The following is a 23,609-nucleotide window of genomic DNA, read 5'->3' on the forward strand; positions in this document are numbered from 1 at the left end:
TTTTTAAATAACACTAGTGGTATTATCAATTACCTACACTCAACTTGAATGAATCATGATCGAACAAATCATCTACCAGGATCAGTTACTCGCTGTGATTATTTCCCATAAATTTGACAAACCAGGGATTCACTTCTTCACACCCAACGAACTTTCCCAGCAATTAGCATATATGCGCCATCCAAAAGGAAAAGTTATTCAACCTCACGTCCATAATGCTGTACCTCGTGAAGTGCTTTATACTCAAGAAGTCCTCTTTATCAAAAGAGGTAAGTTGCGTGTTGACTTTTACAACGACCAACAGAAGTATCTAGAAAGCCGTATGTTAGAAGGCAGTGATGTTATTCTTCTAGTCACTGGTGGGCATGGTTTTGAGGTGCTTGAAGAAATCGAGATGATTGAGGTTAAACAAGGTCCCTATTTGGGAGAGCAGGATAAAACCCGGTTTGTGGGCATTTCTGCACAGGAAGCTAAGATACTAGAGTTGAGTCAGCTATGAAGCCAATTCCAGTCAACGAACCATTGCTAGACGGAAACGAGAAGAAATACTTGTTTGAGTGTATCGAAACTGGTTGGATTTCTTCTGAAGGATCCTTTGTTAAACAATTTGAAGAACAATTTGCTGCCAGTGTGGGATGCAAATATGCAATAGCTGTCTGCAACGGTTCTGTTGCTCTTGATGCAGCAGTAGTAGCATTAGGAATTGGCTCTGGGGATGAAGTCATTATGCCCACATTCACGATTATTTCTTGTGCGGCTGCGATTGTCCGTGCTGGTGCTGTACCAGTAATCGTAGATTGTGATCCCCACACCTGGAATATGGATGTTAACCAGATTGAGGACAAAATTACAGCCAGGACAAAAGCCATTATGGTTGTTCATATCTATGGGCTACCCGTAGATATGGATCAAGTGTTGAACTTAGCCGACAAGTATGGGCTGCATATTATAGAAGATGCGGCCGAAATGCACGGTCAAACTTATAAAGGACGCCCTTGTGGTAGCTTCGGCACTATCAGTACCTTCAGTTTTTACCCTAACAAGCACATAACCACAGGCGAGGGGGGAATGCTGCTAACTAATGATCAGAAGTTGGCAGAACGTTGCCGTTCTTTACGCAATTTGTGCTTTCAACCCCAAAAACGCTTTGTGCATGAAGAGTTGGGTTGGAATATGCGAATGACTAATCTACAAGCAGCGATTGGGGTTGCTCAGTTAGAGCGTTTGGATGAGTTTGTAGCACGTAAGCGACGGATGGGACAAATTTACACGGAGTTACTTGCAACTGTGCCTGACATACAGTTACCATTGCCGCGTACTACATATGCAACAAATATATACTGGGTGTACGGTCTAGTTCTGAAAGATAATATAGCGTTTGAGGCTCAAGAAGCGATGCAGTATCTTGCTCAGCACAAGATTGGTACTCGTCCTTTCTTTTGGTGTATGCATGAACAACCTGTGTTCATAAAGATGGGATTATTTGAGAAAGAATCTTGCCCAGTAGCAGAAAAAATCGCTCGTAGGGGTTTCTATATTCCTAGTGGACTGGCACTTACGGATGAACAAATGACACAGGTGGCATTAGCAGTTAAGGACATATTGAAATAAGGAAGATTATCAAGCAAATTCAATTTGCTAAACAGATATACTAACTATTTCAATAAAGCCAATATATGAAAACCTAAGCATATATTGCTCGATCGTTTACCGTTATACAACGGTAAACAGTATGTGACTTGAAAAAATAAAAGTAAAATATTTAACCTACAATACATGTTTAATTACACAGAATGTATAGAACAATTTAGTAGGATTGGCTATAAGTTAATTGATATTTGAGAAGATAGAGTTGACTTTTCTATCATTCTCTCTCATTAAGATAAGTCCGTTCCCTTTTATCACGAATCTCACAAAGAACTTAAGTTTTGATCATTATGAGTATTTTTAACAACTATGCCCGTTACTATGATATTCTCTACCGAGATAAAGATTATGTTGGAGAAACAAAGTTTATTCAACAGTTAATTCAAACTCATGCACCTAATGCACAGAATATTCTAGAGTTAGGCTGTGGTACAGGAAATCATGCAGTTCTCCTAGCAAAGGAAGGGTACCAAATTCATGGGGTGGATTTGAGCCAGGAGATGTTACAAAAAGCTGACAGCCGCCTGTCCCAACTCGATCCAGAATTAGCTTCTCAACTGAAATTTACCCACGGAGATATTCGTCACCTCAGGCTAAATCAGACATTTGATGTCATCATCTCTCTTTTTCATGTCATCAGCTACCAAACTACGAATGAGGATTTACTAGCAGCCTTTACTACTGTCAAGGAACATTTAAAGCCAGGTGGAATTTTTGTTTTTGATATATGGTATGGACCAGCGGTGTTGACTGAACGTCCGACAGTTAGAGTCAAACGTCTAGAAGATGAAAAAATACTAGTAACCAGAATTGCAGAGCCAGTAGTGCATGCAAATGAGAATTTAGTAGATGTCAATTACCAAGTCTTTATTAAGGACAAAAACAGCAATTTGGTTAATGAGCTTCGAGAAACTCACCGAATGCGTTATCTGTTTAAGCCAGAAATAGAATTGGTGTCGCAGAAATTTCAGATGACAATACTCGAATATCAGGAGTGGATGACCAATCGAGAACCAGGGTTTGACAGTTGGGGCGTTTACTTTGTAATTCGTGGATGAGAGGAACCTAAACCATGAATAGATCATGCTGCATATTTTTTTACGAAGGATATAAGTAGGTCGGCGTAAATAATTCTTCTTGGAATAAAGCAGGGAGGAGGGAGCAGGGAGAGAAAGAGTTTGAGCCTTATTTACTTTTCTTCACACAGTTTGGTTTTATTACACCGACTTACTTATAAGCATTGCTCCAACCATCATTAGCTTAGTACACGTCACCGCAAAAAGGGGTCGAAAATAAAAATTGTGATCAGCCCAAGGCTTAAGGGCTTCGCCCTATCGCACTAGACACTGCTCATTCCAAAACTGAATTCCATACCTCATTTATGGTGATCTGTACTTAGTCAACTCTCTTAGTGAGCAAGGATACCGTGTATTCATTAAAAAAATCCGCTACTGAAAGTTTAATGCCGGCTAGGTGCAACACGATGAAAGATCACAAACCGCTGGTTTCTGTCATCATGAACTTTTTAAATGCCGAAAAGTTCATTGAGGAAGCAATAGAGAGCGTACTTGCCCAGACGTATAACAAATGGGAACTCTTGCTCATAGACGATGGTTCAACTGACAGTAGCACTTTCATTGCCTTGCGGTATGCACAAAAAAATCCGGATCAGGTGATTTATCTAGAGCATGAGGCTCACCAAAATCTTGGCAAGAGCACCTCGCGCAATCTGGGTATCCGTAAAGCAAAAGGTGACTATATTGCTTTTCTAGACGCAGATGACATTTGGTTACCACAAAAACTGGAGCGGCAGATCGCAATCTTGGTAGCACAACCTGAGGTTGGTATGGTTTGTGGATCGACTCTAATGTGGTTTAGCTGGACGGGCAAACCTGATGATCTTCAACGCGATTACAAACGAGAGCTTGGTGTCCCGCTTAATACTTTAATCCAACCGCCAAAATTGTTAACTCTGTTGCTACAACGCAAAGCTTCCACGCCTACTACCTGTGGTGTCTTATTGCGACGTGAGGTCGTAGAAGATGTCGGTGGCTTTGACGAGTCAATTCAATTCATATACGAAGATCAAGTTTTTTTTATAAAAGTATATCTCAAAGCACCTGTTTTCGTTGAAAGTGGATGTTGGGATAGGTATCGGCAACACCCAGATAGCTGCTGTCATGTTGCTCAAAAGGCAGGGCAATACGATCCCTATGGACTCAATCCTGCCGAACTGACTTTCTTAAAATGGGTAGAAAAGTATTTGTCCGAACAAGAACTTGAAGATGCGCAAATCTGGCAAGCGCTTAAAGAAGCACTTCGTCCATATCAGCATCCAATCTTGTATCAAGTAATAAAACGTACTCAAAAATTTAAATCATTTATGAAAAATCAACTAAAGACAATAACCAAAAAAACACTGCCTGTCTTTTTACAGCGTTTGCTGGTGCGATCGCTCGGGAAAACATACTATCCTCCTGTAGGGCATGTCCAATTTGGTGATCTGCGACGACCGAAACCAATCAGTTGCCACTTTGGCTATGATCGGGGACTACCAATCGACCGTTACTATATTGAAAAATTTCTTGCCTGTCAATCTGATGATATTCATGGACGGGTTATGGAAATAGGGGATAACTTCTACACTCGGCAATTTGGAGGCGACAGTGTTACAAAAAGCGATGTCCTTCACGTCAAACAAGGAAACCCAGATGCAACAATCGTTGGGGATCTCAGTAAGAGTGACAATATTCCATCAGATAGCTTTGACTGTCTTATCCTGACGCAAACACTTCAATATCTTTACGATCTGCGCAGTGGCTTACAGACCATATACCGCATCCTCAAGCCTGGCGGAGTTGCATTAGTCACTGTTCCAGGCATTACTGTACTCAACGACAAAGAATGGAATTATTGCTGGTGTTGGGGGTTCACAACTGTATCAGCACAAGTACTGTTTGAAGAAGTTTTCCCTAAGGAAAATGTAAATGTCGAGACTCATGGAAATGTGCTAACAGCAACTTCCTTTTTACAGGGCTTGGCAACAGAAGAATTGAAAAAGAAAGAGATGGATAACTGTGATCCTGCTTATCCGGTTTTAATCACTGTCAGGGCGGTTAAACCAGAGGTCAACTCATGAAAGTCCCTGGAATTGGCCAATTGAGGCATAAAGTTAAACGAGTGAGGAATCTATTAGCACCAGGGGGACTTATCTTACTTTATCACCGTGTTGCTCAGTTGCCATCAGATCCCTTTAAGCTGTGCGTAACACCTGACCATTTTGCGGAACAGCTTGCTGTTTTACGAAAATATACTCACCCTATGTCCTTACAGCAAATGGTGCAGTCTATTCAAGAAGGGAAGCAGCCTCATCGCTGGGTGGTCGTCACTTTTGACGATGGTTATGCGGATAATCTCTATGCAGCTAAACCCTTATTAGAGCAACACGACGTGCCTGCAACGGTATTTGTTGGTACTGGAAACATTGGAAATAAACGCGAGTTCTGGTCTGATGAACTAGAACGACTTCTATTACAACCAGGGACATTACCTGAAACTCTTTGCCTGAGTATTAACGGTAGCACTTACACATGGGATCTTGGAGAAGCAGCTACTTACAGCGAAGAAGCTTACCAGCGTCATTGCAGTTGGAATTGGTATCTTCCAGAGGAAGCTGACCCCAGTCCACGCCAGCGTCTCTATCGTTCTGTCTATCAATGGTTGCACTCTTTGTCAATAGAAGAACGCCAACAAGTATTAGATCAGCTACTAACTTGGTCTAAGGCAGATACCACATGCCGTCCAACACACCGTTTTCTTTCAGCTTCGGAAGTACATGCTCTTGCACAAGGAAACCTGATTGAGATTGGTTCTCATACTGTCAACCATCCTTTTCTCTCTACCCTGCCAGTGGCTAAACAGCAGTACGAACTACAGCAGAGTAAAACTTGCTTAGAAGAGATTACAGAACATACAGTAAAGAGCTTTGCTTATCCACATGGTGATTACACCACAGAAACAGTCGCTCTTGCTCGAAAGGAGGGATTTGCTTGTGCCTGCTCGATCATTCCTAAGAAAGTTTGGCGAAATGCTGACTATTTTCAGTTACCTCGTGTTCCAATATACGATTGGGATGGTGAGGAATTTGCTAGGCAATTGTCAAATTGGTTCTAAAACTAAAGATTAACCAGTATCTTATTTTATAGTTTTCTAACCTTGGCTTTGGTACTCGTTGACATTCTGCGTTGAATCATTAGCTATTAATTGGTCATAAAAATTCCCAATGAGTGAACAAGATCTATATCAGTGTCTAATTACACCAATTCCAGAGGGCACTCCACGACCTTTATGGTCCGTCATGATTCCCACCTATAACTGTGCTGATTATTTGCGGAAGACATTAGCAAGTGTGTTAGCCCAAGATCCAGGACCAGAAATCATGCAGATTGAAGTAGTTGATGACTACTCCATGAAGGATGATCCCAAAGCTGTGATTGAGGAACTAGGTCGTGATCGTGTTGGGTTCTATCGACAACAAGAAAATGTTGGACATGTTAAGAATTTTAATACTTGCATCCAACGAGCACAGGGAAAACTGATTCATCTACTGCACGGAGATGATTGCATAGGCTATGGTTTCTACCAAAAGATGCAAAGTACTTTTGATGCACATCCAGAACTAGGTGCAGCTTTCTGTCGCCATATTCTCATGGATGAGCATGGTCATTGGCAATCTATTTCTGAGCTTCTACAACCTGAAAGCGGCATTATCGACAATTGGTTAGAACGAATTGTTATGAAACAATATATCCAAACACCATCTATTGTCGTGCGACGTGACGTGTATGAAAAACTTGGAGGATTTGACCATCGCTTTGCTTATTACTATGAAGACTGGGAAATGTGGGTAAGAATAGCTACGCAATACCGAGTATGGTATGAGGTTGAGCCGTTAGCAATGTATCGACAACGCTCAGCATCCAACAGTGGACATACCGTGCGCACTGGTGAAAATATGCAAGAGGTACGAAAAGGTTTAGATATTGTTCAATCTTATCTACCTGCTTACATGCCCAAAACGACTGTTAGCAAACTTTTAAATGCAAATAGGAAGTATTCTGCACAATCTGCCCTGAAAATTGCATCCCAAATGCTTGTGATAGGTGATATATCTACGGCTATTGTACAAATTCGAGAAGCATTAAAATGTAATTTGTCATTAGAAGTCATTGGATGGCTAGTTTATCTTGTTTCCAAAGGATTGATACGTCGAGTGTTGCAAACAGCAAAGTAATTATATGTGGAATTGAGGAAAGAACTTAGCAATGAATTCAATAACACCACTTAAGACACCTGTTACTTTTTTAATTTTTAACCGTCCCGATCTGACAGAGATTGTATTTAAAGCGATCGCTCAAGCTAAACCCCAAAAGCTATTTGTTATAGCTGATGGACCGCGCTTTCCAGAAGAAGTGGAAAAGTGTGAGAAAACGAGAGCAATTATTGAGAAAGTAGATTGGGATTGTGAGGTTATCACTAACTATTCTGAGAAGAATTTAGGCTGCGGTCGGCGCGAAGCAAGTGGATTCGATTGGGTTTTTTCTCAAGTTGAAGAAGCAATTTTTTTAGAGGATGATACACTCCCAGCTCCTTCTTTCTTTAATTTTTGCCAGATTATGCTAGACCGTTATCGTTATGATGAACGAGTTATGCATATCAACGGCGATAACTCTGTTAATCAGGATAGAACTAGTGATAGTTATTACTTTTCCAAATATATGCATGGTTGGGGTTGGGCTTCTTGGCGAAGAGCCTGGCAGCACTATGACTACTATATGAAGACTTGGCCTGAGTTTAAGAAAGCAGCTTTACTAAAATATATATGTGAAAATCAAAACGAGCAAAAGTACTGGACAGGTTTATTTGACCAAATGCATGAAGATCCACAAATATTGGATACCTGGGATGTTCAGTGGATGTATACAGTTTGGTCTCAAGGCGGTTTAGTTATTGCACCAAATAAAAATCTTATTTCAAATCTAGGTTTTAACCGCCCAGATGCCGTTCATACATTTGGTAATGATCCAAGATCAAGATTAACAACAACAGACATTTGGGAGGTCAGTCATCCTTCGTTTGTTGTGGAAGATCGAGAGGCTGATCAACACACCTTTAAGCATATTTTTCAAGTTCAAGTTGATCCATTGATGAAAATTTATCGTCGTTTTTCTTTAATTAAGAAAAAGTCTAGCTTTATCTCTAAACTACCTAAATTTTCCGTTTGCGACTAAGGGTAATAAAATTCTTTACAAAATCAGTCTTTCTCTGCAGTAGTCTTTCTCTGCAGTAAAAGATGCACAATTGTTCAACAGTTCCTTTTTAAATCCTTGCATAAATAGAGTTGGAACGACGAAAGAGAAAGCATAATGAAAAAGAGAAAATGGTGACTAATTCCACAAAAAAAACTATTTCTGTTGTTTGTGCTGCCGATGATAGATATGCCATGTCTTTGAATGAAAAATAGAAAGTGGTACTTACTTCAGCAAAAGGATCTATATGCAAACTCCAGTAGCATTTATCATCTTCAAAAGACCTCATACAACTGAAAAAGTATTTGAAGCAATTCGCCAAGCTAAACCACCAAAACTTTTTGTCATCGCAGATGGAGCCCGTGCTGAACGTCCTGGTGAGGCAGAAAAGTGCGAAGCTACTCGTGCAATTATAGAGCGAGTTGATTGGAATTGCGAAGTTATCAAAAACTACTCTGATACCAACTTGGGCTGTGCCAAACGTGTATCCAGTGGTATTGATTGGGTTTTTAGCAATGTTGAAGAGGCAATTATTTTAGAGGACGATTGCGTACCTCATCCTACATTTTTCCCATTTTGTGAAGAATTACTTGAGAAATATAGATATGATTCCCGAGTTGCCTCCATTTCTGGGTCAAATTATCAGTTTGGGCATAGACGAACAAATTATAGTTACTACTTTTCTATCTACAACCACTGCTGGGGTTGGGCAAGCTGGAGACGTGCTTGGCAGCACTTTGATATTTATATGAAGCTTTGGCCACAGATTCAAGCGGAAGGTTATCTGAACGATATTTTAAGAGACTATAAGGCAGTCAAATATTGGAGTAATCTTTTTCAGTCTGTTTTTGAAAATCCTTCAGATAGAATTTGGGATTATCAATGGACATTTGCTTGTTGGATACAGAGTAGTCTAAGTATTATTCCCAATACAAATTTAATTTCTAACATTGGCTTTGGTCTAGAATCGACTCATTTCACTTCTAAAAAAGTAAGCCCTTATATCAATATGCCTATAGAGGCAATGCAATTTCCTCTCAAGGATCCACCCTTCATGGTTAGCAATGTAAACGCAGATAATTTCACACAAAAAACGTTGTTTAAGCAAACTGTACTCCAAGTTATTAAACAGAGGATAAAAAAAATAATAAAAGCCAACTAACGTCTGGGATAAAAGTGTAAACAGTATTTTTGAAGTATAGATGTTTGCTTTAGATGCATAAAATTAATCTACTAATCATCAAATATTTATGTATATAAATATTTGGAAATAAGCTGGATTAATCTGAACTTCCCCTCAAGCAAAAAGAGCTAACTGTTAACCAGAGCGATTTTCAACGTTTTTCGATTCGCCCTTACGCTCTTACAAATTGTCAAAGGGTCTAGATGAGCGAATTTGAGGCGTTGACCCGCCAATTCTTGGTTTACCACAGATGTGCCAATAGTTCTATCGTTTACATGGGTACACAAATCTATGCGTCAAGATCTAGGTTTATTGCTTAGCAAGGGTTTAAGGCTTGTTTAGTACATTGGCACCAAGTAAGTTCAGATTAATATTGACTTCAATTGAAAAATATGTGATTTTCTTATGATGAAAAATGAAAATTAAAATTTTTTACATACCTACATTTTTAGTAGTGACTGACCTTATCTTATCGCTTCCTCAACTTAACTTAGGTGTAATTGGAGCAACCAGACTGGTTTTTCTTCCACTTTTAGTCCTTGTTTTGATTGAGCAATTAAGGAAAGTTGATGAAAAGAGAATAAAATTTGCAATTAGTATGAGCTGGCCATTGCTGCTACTTCCGATACTTTTTTTGTTCCAAATCGTAGCAATTCCTCCAGCCGCTGTGCCAATTCATCTTTCTGGTTGTACAAAGTATATTTTCTGGTCTCTGCTGTATCTATCTACAGTACTGAGTTTAAATAGTCAAACAATCCATTTAATTAGGAAGATTTTGTTCTTTACATTACTATTAGTCTTTCTCGCAACTATTGTTCAGTATCCAATAGTCATTCAGCGTTCATCTCAGAGTTTATCTAATATCATTGCCTCCTATGGTACTCAGGAAAAGGATATTTTCGGTCTATTTGCCTCTGCTAACGAAGATGCTAATAGCTTAATGACTTTATTTCCGCTTGCCTTATTTTATATCAGACAAAAATCAGGTCTTAAAAGACTGGTATTAAAGGTTATTTTATTACTCTATATTCCTCCGCTCTTGTTTCTCAATGGAACAAGAACAGCGCTGTTTATAACATTTCCAATTATTTTGTTTTTATTTCATTTTACTTTCTCTATTAAGAATTTTACGAGACTTGTTCCATTCCTTGTTATCTTTATTTTGATATACAATGTGTATGTTGTTAGCTTTGCTGAATCCTCTTTTTCTAAGGAGTCTGAAGGTGAAGGAACTTGGGGATTTCGTGTAGAAAGAGTATGGACTCCTACTAGTAATTATACATCTGAAAATTCACCTATTTTCGGTTTTGGTTCCCGTGGTTGGGAATATGTTTGTCGTATCAATGGAATTGTCAGAGGTGCTGGCGAAGATAATCCATTTGAAGTTATTCCCGCACATAATGTATATGTTTGGACTTATGTGTCGTGGGGAATAGTTGGATTTTCGATATATTTAGGATTTCTTCTTACTCTCTTGAAAGAATCTTTTCAGTTATCAATATTTCCACAGCAGGAGGTTTCACTGTTTGGCAAAACATTATTTTGTTGTATTGTTGCATATTGTATTTGGGCATTTATCTCTAATGCCTACATTGAAGCAGGATGGGATATTCTGTTTGTGATTGGAATTCTAATTGCCTCAGTGAAAATGACAGCTTTACTCACTCGATACAGAATTAATCTACCTAGTAACCAAAAAGATATTCAGGAACAATCATGTTAGAAGATTTTCCATTTTATTCCGAAAACTCATAAATAATTTAATGCAAAATTAAGATTTTTTAAGTATGTCTTGAAAGATAGAAAATAAGAATAATTTAGAGCAAAGAGGAAATTAATCTATGAAAGTTTTACAGATGAGTACTTACGATAACGGAGGAGCAGGTCGGGCTGTATACCGACTTCATCAAGGTTTACACAGTATAGGCATCAATTCCCAACTTTTAGTACAAGCCAAAAATAGTGATGATAAAACAGTTATTGCTCAACACACTAAGTTAGAAAAGGGAATTGCCAAGCTTAGACCATCTTTAAGTAGACTGCTACTAAATTTTTATCCCCAGCGAGAACTGACTGACTATTATTTATCTTGGCTTCCAGATAGAGTCCGTCCTCAAGTTAAACAACTCAATCCTGATATCGTGAATCTGCACTGGATTTGTAATGGTTATTTAGAGGTTGAAACCATTGCAAAGTTAAATAAGCCTATAGTCTGGACTCTTCATGATATGTGGGCATTTACGGGGGGCTGTCATTATAGCCAGAACTGCGATCGCTACATAAATTCTTGTGGCGCTTGTCCCCAACTTAATAGTCAAAAAGAAAAAGATTTATCTCGCTGGCAATGGCAACGTAAAGCCAAAGCTTGGCAAGAAGCTGATATCACACTCGTCTCTCCTAGCTCATGGCTTGCTAAATGTGCTCAAGCCAGTTCTATTTTCCGAAATACGCGAGTAGAAGTCATTCCTAATGGTCTTGATACTAAAAAATACAAGCCAGTCAATAAACATATAGCAAGAGAGTTACTCAATCTACCTCAAGATAAGCAACTTATTGTTTTCGGAGCAGTTAATGCAACACAACATAAGAGAAAAGGATTTAGTTTATTACAGGCAGCACTGCAAGATTTAAGTAAATCTGTCTGGCAGGATAAATTAGAACTAGTTATATTTGGCTCTTCACAATCTGAAAATCAGATTGACTTAGGCTTTCGCACTCATTACACAGGTAAATTAGGAGATGATGTTTCATTATCTTTAGTTTATTCGGCAGCAGATGTTTTCATTGCACCTTCAATTGAGGATAACTTGCCTAACACTGTGATGGAAGCTATTGCTTGTGGTACTCCTTGCATTGCTTTTCATATTGGTGGTATGCCTGATATGATTGAGCACCAGAAAAATGGTTATTTAGCTCAACCCTACAAGATAGAAGATTTGGGTTATGGAATTGCTTGGGTCTTAGAAAACACAGAGCGATATCAAAAACTTTGTCATCATGCTCGTGAGAAAGCAGAACAAGAATTTACTATACAAATCCAAGCCCAACGGTATCTATCTTTGTACACTGAGATTTTAAGTAGAGCAAGCCGAAAAAAATATATCTCTTGAAAAAAATCAAAAATAATGTGTCTGTGGTTTCTCATTTCAATCTCGTCATTTCTATCAACTTTCCATTAAGCTAATTTATCATGACTCATCAAATGTATCCTAAAATATCCATCATTACCCCCTCTTACAATCAAGGTAATTATATAGACTTCGCTATCCAAAGCGTAATAGAACAAAAATATCCCAACTTTGAACATATCATTCTAGATAATTGTTCAACAGATAAAACTATTGAATATCTCAAAAAATACGACCATCTAATTTGGAAATCTGAGCGTGATAGGGGTCAAAGTGACGCTCTTAACAAAGGCTTTAGTATGGCGACAGGGGACATAGTAGGTTGGCTCAATGCAGACGACAAATATCTTCCTGGATGCTTTCAAAAGATAGCAAACTGCTTCGCAGAAGCTCCTGAAAGTGATATTGCTTATGGAGACTATCGTTGGATAAATGAAAAGGGAGATGTTTTTCAATCCCGAAGAGAAATCGATTTTGACCATTTCATACTGAAATATCTTCATGTTTTATATATACCCAGTACTTCTACATTCTTTAAACGAAGGATATTTGATGAAGGAAACTTTTTAGATGATTCTTTTCAGTATGCTATGGATTACGAATTCTTTCTGAGATTAGCTCTGAAAAGATACAAATTTATTCACGTTCATTCTTATCTAGCAGATTTTAGATGGCATACAGAAAATAAATCTGTAGTTTCATTGAAGAAACAAATTAATGAACAAGAAATTGCTTTACTACGTCATGATGAATTATTGCAAAAAATACCATCATCTGCGCGACCGTCTTTACGACAAATGTTGAAATTAATGGCACGTGGCAAGCGTTACCTTCTCAAAGGAATGAAAGGTTATTACTTTAATCAATGGCAACACCAAGCTGTTGATTAAAATACAGGAGTCAGACAATTGTGCGCATCTTAATTTTACATAATCGCTATCAAATTGGTGGTGGCGAAGATGTCACCATGCAAACAGAAAAAGCCCTTCTAGAGGCAAATGGTCACACTATAGCTTTACTGGAAGTCAATAATGACAATATTACGAGTTCTTTAGAAAAACTTAAGGCAGCTGTCAGTGCCATTTATTCCCTCTCATCAAAACAGTTAGTACTTGCAGAAATTGCCAGGTTTCAACCTGACGTTGTGCATATACATAACTTTTTCCCACTGCTTTCGCCTTCCGTTCACTATGCCTGTCAGGAGGTAGGTATACCAGTCGTACAAACGCTGCATAACTATCGTTTATTTTGTCTCAATTCCTATTTCTTTCGAGAGGGCAAGGTGTGTGAAGACTGTCTTGGAAAATCTTTTCCTTGGCCTGGTATTTTTCACGGTTGTTATCGGGATAGTAAAACAGGGGCAAGTGTCGTTGCAACGATGCAATTTGTACATCGATTTCTAGAAACCTGGGAAAACAATGTAGACCAATACATCACCATTACAGAGTTTGCTCGCAAAAAATTTATTCAAGCAAACTTGCCTCCATCAAAGCTTACTGTCAAACCAAATTTTATCTATCCTGACCCTGGTGAAGGTAATGGAAAAGGTAAATATGCGCTGTTTGTGGGTCGCCTGTCGCCTGAAAAAGGAATAAAAACACTTATAAAAGCTTGGGAAAAACTTGGCAGACAAATTCCTTTGAAGATTGTGGGAGATGGTCCGTTAGCCGATCAAGTAAAACAAGCAGCTAATAAATTTTCCCAAGTGGAATACCTTGGACGTAGATCGGTACAAGAAGTGCATTCTTTGATGGGTGAAGCCATGTTTTTAGTCTTTCCGTCAGAATGGTATGAAACCTTTGGTCTTGTAGCTATTGAGGCTTTTGCTAAAGGTACTCCTGTGCTCGCGGCAAATATCGGTGCAATAGCAGAGATTGTAGATCCTGGTAGAACTGGGTTTTACTTCCGTCCTGGTGATGCGGATGATTTAATAGCCAAGGTGGAGTGGATTTTAGCGAATCCAGGAAAGCTCACTCATATGCGGCGAGAAGCTAGATCTGAGTTTGAAGCAAAGTACACGGCACAAAAAAATTACCAGATGTTGATGGATATTTATAACCGAGTTGTCAACTGTAAGAGGTGAGTTAATGATGACCTAGCAAACGTGATCAAACTTATCTTGAAATTAAATATGCGTGTTGCAATTATAGCGGGTTCAGGCAGATTCATCTGTTCTGAACCCGTAACTTTTTTAGCAACTCCAGTATGCGTAATGTACGTCCTGACACGGAGATACTAATACTACATGAAACTCACAAATCGTCAACGGAATCTTCTTAAGCACCGCTATATAGTGGGCATGCGAGTAGACATTACCAGTTACCAAGACGCTACACAGAGGATTTTGGACTGGGCCCAAGCGAGAAAAAGTTGCTACATCTGTGTCGCTAACGTGCACATGACTATGGAAGTTTACGACAATCCTGCATTTGCTAGTGTAGTTAATACTGCTGCCCTAGTAACACCCGATGGTATGCCCTTAGTTTGGGCTTTGACTGCGCTTGGTGTCAAAAATGCCTCCCGAGTTTACGGTCCTACCCTGACGCTGTACGTATGCGAAGCTGCAGCAAAAGCTGGTATACCAATTGGGCTTTATGGTGGAACATCAGAAAGCTTAAGTGCATTTGTAAAATTTTTGCATCAGCGTTTTCCAGACCTTCAGATTGCCTGTAAAATTTCCCCACCTTTTCGCCCGTTAACACCCCAAGAAGATGATGCTTACACCCAGCAAATTGTAGAGTCAGGCGCACGAATTTTATTTGTGGGCATCGGTTGTCCTAGACAAGAATTGTGGATGGCAGCCCACAAAAACCGGATTCCTGCCGTTACACTCGGTGTCGGTGCCGCCTTCGATTTTCATTCAGGCCGTGTTAAGCAAGCCCCTAGCTGGATGCAGAAAAGGGGTATGGAGTGGCTCTTTAGGCTGATCATGGAACCAAAACGTTTATGGAAACGTTACTTTAAGCACAATCCACGGTTTTTGCTGTTTTTTGTGATCCAATGGCTAGCAAGCAAGTTCGGCTGGAGACTGTTTGAAACAAATTCCCTAGATTAACTTTTCATGATAGTCATTATGCAGCCTCATTGCAAAACGACGAGATGATAGCACACTTATTAGAAACACACAAAAGCAATGAAACTAGCTTATGTAACCAGGCATGATGCTACCAACATTAAAGCGTGGTCGGGTACTGTTTACCACATGCTGCAGACGCTGCGCCAACAAGACACTAAGGTTGATTACATCTCTTCTTTAAAACAGAAAAATGTTTTATTATTTAAAGGAAAGCAACTTGCATACCGTGCCTTCCCTAAAAAGAGATACTTACGAGATAGAGAACCGTTCATTTTGAAGCATTATGCAAAGCAGGTTGCTAGCAAGTTATCTCACCTGAATTGTGACATTGTATTCAGCGAAGGAACTATTCCCATCTCCTATCTTGATTGCAATCAACCAATTGCCTTTTGGACCGATGCCACTTTCGCAGGCATGGTTGATTTTTATCCGCAATTCAGTAATTTGTGCCAAGAAACTATTCAAAGTGGTCATGCAGCAGAAAGATCTGCTCTCGAACGATGTCAATTAGCAATCTATTCATCAGAATGGGCTGCTAAAACAGCGATTGATAACTATCAAATTGATCCAGCAAAGGTAAAAATTGTCCCCTTCGGTGCTAACATAGAATCCGAGCAAACTCTTGATGATATTAAAGCACTTATAGATTCAAGACCCTCAAATCAATGTAATCTTGTCTTCTTAGGTGTTGATTGGTATAGAAAGGGTGGTAATGTTGCTCTTGAAGTGGCCAAAGAATTAAATCAGTCAGGTTTAAGTACAGAGTTGTCAGTTGTAGGCTGTCTACCTATTGTTGATCAACAGCTACCCAGTTATGTAAAGGTATTTGATTTTATTAGCAAATCTACTGTGGAGGGTAGAAAGCAGCTTGATTCACTCTTATCTACTGCACATTTCCTCATTGTGCCTTCTAAAGCAGAGTGCTTTGGAGTAGTGTTTTGTGAAGCAAACTCCTTTGGTGTTCCTTGTCTTGCAACGAATGTTGGTGGAATTGGAACAATTATCAAAGATAATGTGAACGGTAAAACCTTTTCCAAAGAAGCCAGCATTAAAGAATATTGTGACTACATTTCTGATTTATTTATTGAGTACTCAAGGTACAAACAACTAGCATTATCCTCATTTCATGAATATCAGTCTCGTCTTAACTGGTCAGTGGCTGGTAAAACTGTGAAAACGTTGTTAGCAGAGTTAATGTACTAACAATTAATCAAAATGCGATTTTTGATCAAACGGCGTGAACTTCTACTAGGATTAGGAACTTTAGCAAGCACGGTTCCTTTTGCTTGTGCCAATAGATTCAAGAACTACAATCAAGTTAAAGCTCTATATAACCCAAAGAGACGTTTTTCTGTGGTCGGTAATACCTCTTTACGCAAACGGGCTGCTCTTAAAGGATTAATCTATGGAGCATTTCCGTCTTTCGGTTACGAAAATTTATCCAAGAATAAGCAATTACAGTCTGCTTTCATTCGGGAGTGTGGTCTTCTAGTAGGGGGGTTTTATTGGGGTGTAACTCGCCCTAGTATCAATAATTTCAACTTTCATGATACTGATTCTTTTGCCCAATTTGCGTCTGAACATGGGATGCTTTTCCGGGGACATCCTTTAGTTTGGCATCAAGTCATTCCTGATTGGTTAACTAGTAAATTTCAAGACCACAAAACGACTTCTAAAGAAATTGAGAACATTCTAACAAACCATGTTTCAACAATTGTTAAACGGTATGCTGGACGAATTCACTCATGGGATGTGGTAAACGAGGCAATTGAGCCGAAACACGGACGACCTGATGGTTTACAAAACACACCTTGGCTAAAGTTTTTGGGTCCAGATTATATCGACATTGCCTTTCGCACTGCTAGAGATGCTGATCCCAAGGCGCTGTTGGTATATAACGATGCTTTATTGGATCATGATATACCCGAGCATGAAGCAAGAAGAATTGCTACACTGAAATTACTAGAAACTTTGAAGTCTAAAGGTACACCTGTTCAAGCCTTAGGCATACAAGCTCACTTGTTCGCAGATAAACCATTCAATCCAAAAAAGCTGAGAGCTTTTCTACGTGATGTTGCCAGTCTTGGTCTAAAAATTCTGATTACTGAGCTAGATGTAGCAGACAATGACTTGCCTAAAGATATAGATGTCCGCGATCGCATTGTTGCAAGTGTCTACGAAGACTATCTTTCTGTTGTTCTAAATGAACCTGCTGTCATTGCAGTCATAACTTGGGGATTTACTGATAGCGACACATGGCTTTCGAGGTTTCCCCGCTCAGATAGAGCGCCATTACGACCTTTACCTTTCGATTTCAATATGAAACCTAAATTGGCATGGAATGCTATGGCAAGAGCCTTTGACAAAGCTCCAAAGCGTTAATTTCAATTCCCGATCAAATTAATTAAGAATAACTCTTGCCTTTAACGGTAAGACCCTATGGTTGCATACACCAAATGTATTCGACTCGAATAAAAATCGCCATAACGGCACAAATATAAGGAGGGATACGAATTGTGGCTTCCAGAAGTGAATCAAAAGTAAATTTCAAACCCGATATACGTTCACCCAAAGGTACAAAGATACAGAGAGGATTAGCTATCCGATTTTGGCGGGTCTTAATACTTATCTTTTTGGATGTTATTTCCCTAATCCTTGCATGGAAGTTGTCAGTATCTTTTGGGATTCAACTAAAATCTCTTTGGACACAACAAATATCTCAACTACCGCTAGTTTTAACAATTGAGATAGGAATTATTGCAGGTAAAGGACTCTATAAAGCAGGCATAAATCGTCGTAACTATTATAAGCTGATTAAAGCAGTATCTTTGTCACAAATATTCCTCTTGGTGATTGATATTTTCTACGAATCAGAGAGTTATTTTTCTCGTTCCTTTTTTCTACTATTGTGGTTTTTCTCTGTAGCCTTTATCTGTCTCGGGCGTTGTATCTTTGATGTTACCACTACACTTCTTCGCAACAAAGGAGCAATTTGTTATCCCGTTTTTCTGATTTCAGAGACAGAAGAGCAAGAGAGTCATCTTAAGTTAATACAACATGAAAAATGCTATATTGTACAGGGAACTTCTAACTCTAAGTGTCTCGACAGGCCTAACAGAGAACAAACCTTGAAATATCTTCGCAATCAAGGAATAGTAGAGGTTTTTGTTTCTTGGAATGCAATTAAAAATCGTCTGTTTATTTGCTGGCATTTTTACACAGCTGGTATTACCCTGAGAATACTCCCTACACAAGCCACAGCTTTCCATCCTAAATCCGTATTATGGGTCATAGGTGGAGTCCCTTGTATGAGTATTCCAGCACCCATTATTGCAGGCACTGATTTTTGGGTAAAGCGGTCTTTTGACCTTTGTTGTTCCATTATTTTGTTACTAATACTCTCACCTGTTTTTGCGTTAATTGCTCTGGTGATTAAGCTCGATTCTCCAGGACCAATCTTGTTCAGGCAGGATCGAATTGGTCTACATTGTAAGAAGTTTCAAATTTGTAAGTTCCGCACAATGATAACCGATGCGGAAAAGATGCAAAAAGCCTTAGAAACAAACAATGAAATCAAAGATGGTGTCTTGTTTAAGATGAAGGATGACCCTCGGATCACAAAAGTTGGTAAATTTCTGCGCCGTTATAGTCTAGATGAATTGCCCCAACTTTTTAATGTTTTACTCGGACAAATGAGTTTGGTTGGTCCGCGTCCTCTTCCTCTAAGAGATGTAGAAAAATTCAAAACAGGACACTATATCCGTCAAGAAGTGTTGCCCGGTATTACTGGATGGTGGCAAATTTCTGGACGTTCCAATATCGATAACTTTGAAGACGCAGTCAAGTTAGATCTATCTTACATTGAAAATTGGTCAATCTGGCTAGATGTGAAAATTTTGTTCAAAACTGTTCAAGTTGTTCTGAACAAAACAGGTGCTTATTAAATTGGCAAATAAAATGCAGAAGTTTTATCCACCTGCTTCTTAACTTTTTTTATCATTTTTGAAGGTTGAGCCTGTCAAAGTAGAGATTTTCTATTCTAGATTTCTGCTCTTTCTCAGGCTCAGATTACAATTTGTAAAAACTAGTTAAGCGACTGAAGTGATTGAATTATTGCTCTTGAACCCGAATATTTTCACTCAGTCGCTAAATTAAAGGTTTGATTTTCTCTGTGTTAGTCCTAGTTATGGGCAACTGGACAAATATGATCTATCTGTAGGCGACTTGTGGACCAGCCCAGACGTCTGTTATCCTTTGACCATAAATAACTGGCTGCTCTGTAGTTGTAGCAGCTGTAGTTTTGCCATCGTAAGCAACTGTCATCAAGGGCCATTGTTCTTCACCCAATTCGCCGGCACGAAATACCACTTGGTCAGGGTGAGTTTTACTCCAACCTAACAACACAGCTATGTCGTGTTTGTATTGTTCTTGTGAAGGAGTGACATTCTCAGAGCGATTTTGTTCCCGATCCCATATGACTGCATAATCTGTGACATCAGAAGTGTTCATCGCTCCTTCAAACTTGCGTGCTAAAAAGCGATCGCCTTTTTGTGACCAGCTAACAGGAACCAATACCGCAATAGTTCCTTGTGAATCACTTGGTGAAGAAACCTGAACCTTTAATAGGGGATCGTTAATGGGAGCAGTTGAGCTAACCACTCGCAAGTTCTTAGTTTGCCTATCTTCTACAAATAGAACGCTAGTCACGCGGCTATTGTACATTTGTGGTTTGACTTCCAGTTGTACCCGGCTGTACATAGCATATCTACCATCTGCAGAAATAACAGGCATACTGCGGTAGTAACGCACTCCAGCAACACCTCTAGAACTAATAGCATCTTGAGTCGCCTGTATCCAAGTCCAAGGAATAGGATGAGGACTTCCTATAGGATCTTGCTGTGCGCCTTGAGCTTGTTCTCCTGGTTGTTCTACAACAGGCACTGCTGTTGACTTTTGTTGTCCTTTTTTGAAAGGGTCAATCTTAACTGTTTCCAATGTTTTAGCAGCAAGCACTTCCCCAGATGCAGACACATTGTTTGTTGCCAACGCTATAACTTTAGAGGCTTTCAATCGTTGCACTAAATTGTGTTGACTAGCTGCCATCTCGTTTGATGCCGACTCAGATTCTTTTGGTGGTGACGCTAGATCAACTAGTACCAATGAATTATTATCGGGCTTCTCAACTGATCCAGAACTATCTTTTACTGTTAAAGTATCAATCTGATTTGTTTGTTCATCTATTATTTGTGTTTGCGGTTGAGAAACCGCACCTACAGACTTTGCTATAGAGTCAGATTTTTCTGTAAAGGAGTTGATTGGCGCTGCTTTTGGTACTGAAATGAAGTTAGCTTGATCAACTGCAGCCGTTGCCTTTAACAGGGAGTGAACCGCTACAGAGTCTGGCTGTGTTGTTACAGAAGGAACTTTAGCGACTTGTATTTGTTGTGCCGAAGTCATGTGTTCTGATGCTGCAGTCAAGGGCGCGATCAGCATCACAAAAATGAGGTACTTAACGAATGGTTGCGCACGGAACCATCCAGACAGCATAAGGTGTTTAAGCATTTGTTGACTTCCTAGAGGGCGGTTGCTGTGTGAGGAGCAGACAGGGATGCAGCAATAGAGCAAGCTATCATTATATGTATAACAAGGAACTAGCAGTTTTAACGATATAGTTTACTCAAATTTCGCATACTTTTACAAAACTGAGTCATTAGTAGTACCCGTTCTGCCTACAGGATTTTTCGGAACGGTAGTAAACCAAAAAATTGGAAACCATCACTCAGGCGGATCTTAAGAGGTTTAACAAAACCAACAAATTAGGACGACTGATAAACCCGCTCCGTAAATCGCTTGTACAACATCTTAGAGAATTCCCCAATATTTTTGGGGTAGGGATACACAAATGTTAATTGACCCATTAAAGCATAAAGGGTGATCGCAAAAATGATCGAAGATGAAAAGAATACAACGCTTGATGAATTATCTAGGACTTACGCATTGTCAAAAAATTGATTATGTGGATTGAGTCAAATCTTCGGTTTGAACTTTTTTTAAGAGGCATGATTTCGGCTTAATGAGAATTGTCATTTCCAACATATATATGAAATATGAGGATTTTGTGAGGATTTTGTAAATTCTTTTAAAGAAAAACGTCATTAAGGTTGTACTTTAGTTAATCCACATTATTTTCTCTTAGGACTTACGCATGAAAACGAGAAATAAGCGGGTTTGGGCAAGGGTATAGGGGTATAGGGAAGCCACGGGTGTAGGTGTTTCAAACCCTTACACCCCTAAACCCTTACCCCCTTACACCCTCCCAAACTGCTGGATCTCGTTGCGTAAGTTCTGTCTGTTTGTACAGTGCGTAAGTCCTATTATCTTAACAACTCTAGGAAAAAACAGGATATCAAGTCAGTTGGAGTACGATATAACGCAGTGGCTCCTAATGAAGGGCAGGTGACGCGCTTGTGTTTTAAGTCGGCAAAGCGTTTCCCTTCGCACATGTCCAGTAGCCTGACCGAACCCGTTTTCGAGCACTGCCTCCTAATAACTGATTACTGATGAAAATCGTATTCTTTGGCACTCCTAGTTTTGCTGTACCAACTCTGGAAAAACTACTGAATCATCCAGAATTTGATGTCTTGGCAGTTGTAACACAGCCTGATAAACGTCGGGGACGTGGAAATCAACTGATACCCTCACCAGTAAAAGCTGTCGCCACCTCTGCTAATGTCCCTGTATGGCAACCTCAGCGGGTGAAAAAAGACATTGAAACTTTAACGAAACTCAAAGACTCAGACGCTGATGTGTTTGTCGTCGTTGCCTATGGGCAAATTCTCTCTCAAGAAATTTTAGATATGCCTAAATTGGGTTGTGTTAATGTGCATGGCTCAATTTTACCTAAGTATCGAGGTGCTGCTCCGATTCAGTGGTGTTTGTATAACAGCGAGATTGCAACCGGTATCACAACAATGTTAATGGATGCAGGAATGGATACTGGTGCAATGCTTCTCAAAGCCACAACACCGATAGAATTACTAGATAATGCTCATAATTTGGCAGAAAAACTTGCGGTTTTGGGTGCAGATTTGTTGGTAGAGACTTTGTGCAAGCTGGAACACCAGGAAATTCAGCCAATTCCTCAAGATAATTCTCAAGCGACTTATGCGCCTTTGATTAAGAAAGAGGATTATCAATTAGATTGGTCAAAGAGCGCTATACAATTACACAATCAAATCAGAGGGTTTTTTCCAGACTGTATCACTACCTTCCGCAACCAACCACTGAAAATTACTGCCACTGCTCCCCTTGATGATGCTGATGGTTATGAACTACCAGCAGATCTCCAAGACATAATGCATCAATTACCTAATTTGTCAACTGTATCGGGTAGTCCAGGGGAAGTTGTAAGCATCATCAAGGGGATGGGAGCAATTGTCCAAACTGGAAAGGGTTTATTGCTCTTGCGAGAAGTTCAAAGTGCAGGCAAACGTCCCCAGTCAGGATGGGATTTTGTTAATGGTTCGCGTTTAGCTGTGACAGAGGTATTTGGGAATGCTGAGTGATGAGTGATGAGTGATTGTTTCCAAATTTCCTTTATTTTTCTCAGCACTAAGCACTCTCGTAGTAGCGGCATGTTTCACATGGTCCATCTGGGTTAACCGCACAGCGCATGATTTCTGAACAAGCATTGTAGCGGCAGGTGGCATCGCCGATCACCCAGCGTCCTGCTACAAGACTTTTTTCACTTGGTCTTATAGCGGACTGTACGTATAAAGCAATTTTTTGCAAACGATAGCGCCCTGCCTTGAATTGATAACGGTGGCGGCGCTCTAAAACTGCATATGTTTTGCCTTCAAAGTCAAGATAATTTCCAGGTTGTGGTGCCCAATCAAGTTTCATACTCCCGAGGGACTGACGCGAATGCGTCAGAATCACCTCAGTTGGTAGAGAATCTGGTTCCATAAGCTTTGTGTAATGTGATTTACATTAATAGGATGTTAACGCACCTGCCTGTGTTGACTTGGATAGTTTATGCTATTGTTAACTATTTGCTAATATTTTTTAAAACACTCACACATAGAAGCTGTGAGATTCATGCATAGAAGCGTATGGGCTTATTAAACAGGACTTACGCAAACAAACCCGGTTCATACCAAAAATCCTATGTTTCGCAAGCAAATACGAACGGAGAAATCGGTTTGGTGGCAAATGGTGCGTAAGTCCTATTAAAAACTCAACTCCCTTCTTTTCTCAGGAGGGGAGAT

General features: G+C 39.5%; 19 protein-coding genes. 17 read left to right on the forward strand and 2 right to left on the reverse strand.

The genetic code is table 11. The annotated features are described in order from the left end of the window. The first annotated feature begins 55 nt into the window (after positions 1–55). From AC5JM2_RS25200 to AC5JM2_RS25275, 16 genes are all read left to right on the forward strand, one after another. A complete protein-coding gene (locus AC5JM2_RS25200; protein ID WP_495837553.1) occupies positions 56–499 on the forward strand; it encodes a cupin domain-containing protein in 444 nt (147 codons plus the stop codon). Next, the gene (locus AC5JM2_RS25205; protein WP_495837554.1) at positions 496–1,611 is read left to right on the forward strand and encodes a DegT/DnrJ/EryC1/StrS family aminotransferase; all 1,116 of its coding nucleotides are present in this window, start codon (positions 496–498) and stop codon (positions 1,609–1,611) included. The genes AC5JM2_RS25200 and AC5JM2_RS25205 overlap by 4 nt, the downstream gene beginning before the upstream one ends. Before the next feature lie 326 nt (positions 1,612–1,937). Continuing rightward, positions 1,938–2,705: a class I SAM-dependent DNA methyltransferase gene (locus AC5JM2_RS25210; protein ID WP_495837555.1), complete on the forward strand. Its 768-nt coding sequence runs from the start codon at positions 1,938–1,940 to the stop codon at positions 2,703–2,705. A gap of 425 nt (positions 2,706–3,130) precedes the next feature. After that, positions 3,131–4,786 (forward strand): glycosyltransferase, encoded by a 1,656-nt coding sequence (locus tag AC5JM2_RS25215; RefSeq protein WP_495837556.1) that lies wholly within the window; start codon positions 3,131–3,133, stop codon positions 4,784–4,786. A gap of 41 nt (positions 4,787–4,827) precedes the next feature. Next, positions 4,828–5,820 (forward strand): polysaccharide deacetylase family protein, encoded by a 993-nt coding sequence (locus AC5JM2_RS25220; protein WP_495837557.1) that lies wholly within the window; start codon positions 4,828–4,830, stop codon positions 5,818–5,820. A gap of 109 nt (positions 5,821–5,929) precedes the next feature. Then, the gene (locus AC5JM2_RS25225; protein ID WP_495837558.1) at positions 5,930–6,940 is read left to right on the forward strand and encodes a glycosyltransferase family 2 protein; all 1,011 of its coding nucleotides are present in this window, start codon (positions 5,930–5,932) and stop codon (positions 6,938–6,940) included. Between the two features lie 31 nt (positions 6,941–6,971). Beyond that, positions 6,972–7,937 (forward strand): glycosyltransferase family 2 protein, encoded by a 966-nt coding sequence (locus tag AC5JM2_RS25230; RefSeq protein WP_495837559.1) that lies wholly within the window; start codon positions 6,972–6,974, stop codon positions 7,935–7,937. A 265-nt stretch (positions 7,938–8,202) separates the two neighbouring features. Then, a complete protein-coding gene (locus AC5JM2_RS25235) occupies positions 8,203–9,117 on the forward strand; it encodes a glycosyltransferase family 2 protein (protein ID WP_495837560.1) in 915 nt (304 codons plus the stop codon). 436 nt (positions 9,118–9,553) lie between these two features. After that, entirely contained in the window at positions 9,554–10,861 is a 1,308-nt protein-coding gene (locus tag AC5JM2_RS25240; protein WP_495837561.1) for an O-antigen ligase family protein, read from the forward strand. A gap of 118 nt (positions 10,862–10,979) precedes the next feature. After that, positions 10,980–12,248, forward strand: coding sequence for a glycosyltransferase family 4 protein (locus tag AC5JM2_RS25245; protein ID WP_495837562.1), 1,269 nt, complete (start codon positions 10,980–10,982; stop codon positions 12,246–12,248). Between the two features lie 80 nt (positions 12,249–12,328). Next, positions 12,329–13,156, forward strand: coding sequence for a glycosyltransferase family 2 protein (locus AC5JM2_RS25250; RefSeq protein WP_495837563.1), 828 nt, complete (start codon positions 12,329–12,331; stop codon positions 13,154–13,156). Positions 13,157–13,176: 20 nt separating this feature from the next. Then, the gene (locus AC5JM2_RS25255) at positions 13,177–14,349 is read left to right on the forward strand and encodes a glycosyltransferase family 4 protein (RefSeq protein WP_495837564.1); all 1,173 of its coding nucleotides are present in this window, start codon (positions 13,177–13,179) and stop codon (positions 14,347–14,349) included. A gap of 162 nt (positions 14,350–14,511) precedes the next feature. Beyond that, the gene (locus tag AC5JM2_RS25260) at positions 14,512–15,321 is read left to right on the forward strand and encodes a WecB/TagA/CpsF family glycosyltransferase (protein WP_495837565.1); all 810 of its coding nucleotides are present in this window, start codon (positions 14,512–14,514) and stop codon (positions 15,319–15,321) included. Between the two features lie 78 nt (positions 15,322–15,399). Next, the gene (locus tag AC5JM2_RS25265; protein WP_495837566.1) at positions 15,400–16,545 is read left to right on the forward strand and encodes a glycosyltransferase family 4 protein; all 1,146 of its coding nucleotides are present in this window, start codon (positions 15,400–15,402) and stop codon (positions 16,543–16,545) included. Positions 16,546–16,557: 12 nt separating this feature from the next. Further along, positions 16,558–17,724 (forward strand): endo-1,4-beta-xylanase, encoded by a 1,167-nt coding sequence (locus AC5JM2_RS25270; protein ID WP_495837567.1) that lies wholly within the window; start codon positions 16,558–16,560, stop codon positions 17,722–17,724. Positions 17,725–17,858: 134 nt separating this feature from the next. Then, positions 17,859–19,286, forward strand: coding sequence for a sugar transferase (locus AC5JM2_RS25275; protein ID WP_495837568.1), 1,428 nt, complete (start codon positions 17,859–17,861; stop codon positions 19,284–19,286). A 265-nt stretch (positions 19,287–19,551) separates the two neighbouring features. Here the strand turns inward: AC5JM2_RS25275 and AC5JM2_RS25280 are convergent, their stop codons facing one another. After that, on the reverse strand, positions 19,552–20,904 hold the full coding sequence (locus AC5JM2_RS25280) for a hypothetical protein (RefSeq protein ID WP_495837569.1): 1,353 nt from the start codon (positions 20,902–20,904) through the stop codon (positions 19,552–19,554). A gap of 998 nt (positions 20,905–21,902) precedes the next feature. On the opposite strand from AC5JM2_RS25280, the gene fmt reads away from it, so the two are divergent. Beyond that, the gene (gene fmt, locus AC5JM2_RS25285; protein ID WP_495837570.1) at positions 21,903–22,907 is read left to right on the forward strand and encodes a methionyl-tRNA formyltransferase; all 1,005 of its coding nucleotides are present in this window, start codon (positions 21,903–21,905) and stop codon (positions 22,905–22,907) included. A gap of 46 nt (positions 22,908–22,953) precedes the next feature. Here the strand turns inward: fmt and AC5JM2_RS25290 are convergent, their stop codons facing one another. Continuing rightward, positions 22,954–23,307, reverse strand: a complete 354-nt coding sequence (locus tag AC5JM2_RS25290; RefSeq protein WP_495837571.1) for a DUF6464 family protein — start codon at positions 23,305–23,307, stop codon at positions 22,954–22,956. Positions 23,308–23,609: the final 302 nt, after the last annotated feature.

The organism is Brasilonema angustatum (assembly GCF_059505445.1).

What these genes read in the sequence shown, in the direction of transcription:
- AC5JM2_RS25230 (WP_495837559.1), top strand. Translation starts at nt 6,972, where the DNA reads ATGAATTCAATAACACCACTTAAGACACCTGTTACTTTTTTAATTTTT.
- AC5JM2_RS25240 (WP_495837561.1), top strand. Translation starts at nt 9,554, where the DNA reads ATGAAAATTAAAATTTTTTACATACCTACATTTTTAGTAGTGACTGAC.
- AC5JM2_RS25225 (WP_495837558.1), top strand. Translation starts at nt 5,930, where the DNA reads ATGAGTGAACAAGATCTATATCAGTGTCTAATTACACCAATTCCAGAG.
- AC5JM2_RS25250 (WP_495837563.1), top strand. Translation starts at nt 12,329, where the DNA reads ATGACTCATCAAATGTATCCTAAAATATCCATCATTACCCCCTCTTAC.
- AC5JM2_RS25200 (WP_495837553.1), top strand. Translation starts at nt 56, where the DNA reads ATGATCGAACAAATCATCTACCAGGATCAGTTACTCGCTGTGATTATT.
- AC5JM2_RS25215 (WP_495837556.1), top strand. Translation starts at nt 3,131, where the DNA reads ATGAAAGATCACAAACCGCTGGTTTCTGTCATCATGAACTTTTTAAAT.
- AC5JM2_RS25205 (WP_495837554.1), top strand. Translation starts at nt 496, where the DNA reads ATGAAGCCAATTCCAGTCAACGAACCATTGCTAGACGGAAACGAGAAG.
- AC5JM2_RS25265 (WP_495837566.1), top strand. Translation starts at nt 15,400, where the DNA reads ATGAAACTAGCTTATGTAACCAGGCATGATGCTACCAACATTAAAGCG.
- AC5JM2_RS25245 (WP_495837562.1), top strand. Translation starts at nt 10,980, where the DNA reads ATGAAAGTTTTACAGATGAGTACTTACGATAACGGAGGAGCAGGTCGG.
- AC5JM2_RS25280 (WP_495837569.1), bottom strand. Translation starts at nt 20,904, where the DNA reads ATGCTTAAACACCTTATGCTGTCTGGATGGTTCCGTGCGCAACCATTC.
- AC5JM2_RS25290 (WP_495837571.1), bottom strand. Translation starts at nt 23,307, where the DNA reads ATGGAACCAGATTCTCTACCAACTGAGGTGATTCTGACGCATTCGCGT.
- AC5JM2_RS25270 (WP_495837567.1), top strand. Translation starts at nt 16,558, where the DNA reads ATGCGATTTTTGATCAAACGGCGTGAACTTCTACTAGGATTAGGAACT.
- AC5JM2_RS25210 (WP_495837555.1), top strand. Translation starts at nt 1,938, where the DNA reads ATGAGTATTTTTAACAACTATGCCCGTTACTATGATATTCTCTACCGA.
- AC5JM2_RS25260 (WP_495837565.1), top strand. Translation starts at nt 14,512, where the DNA reads ATGAAACTCACAAATCGTCAACGGAATCTTCTTAAGCACCGCTATATA.
- fmt (WP_495837570.1), top strand. Translation starts at nt 21,903, where the DNA reads ATGAAAATCGTATTCTTTGGCACTCCTAGTTTTGCTGTACCAACTCTG.
- AC5JM2_RS25235 (WP_495837560.1), top strand. Translation starts at nt 8,203, where the DNA reads ATGCAAACTCCAGTAGCATTTATCATCTTCAAAAGACCTCATACAACT.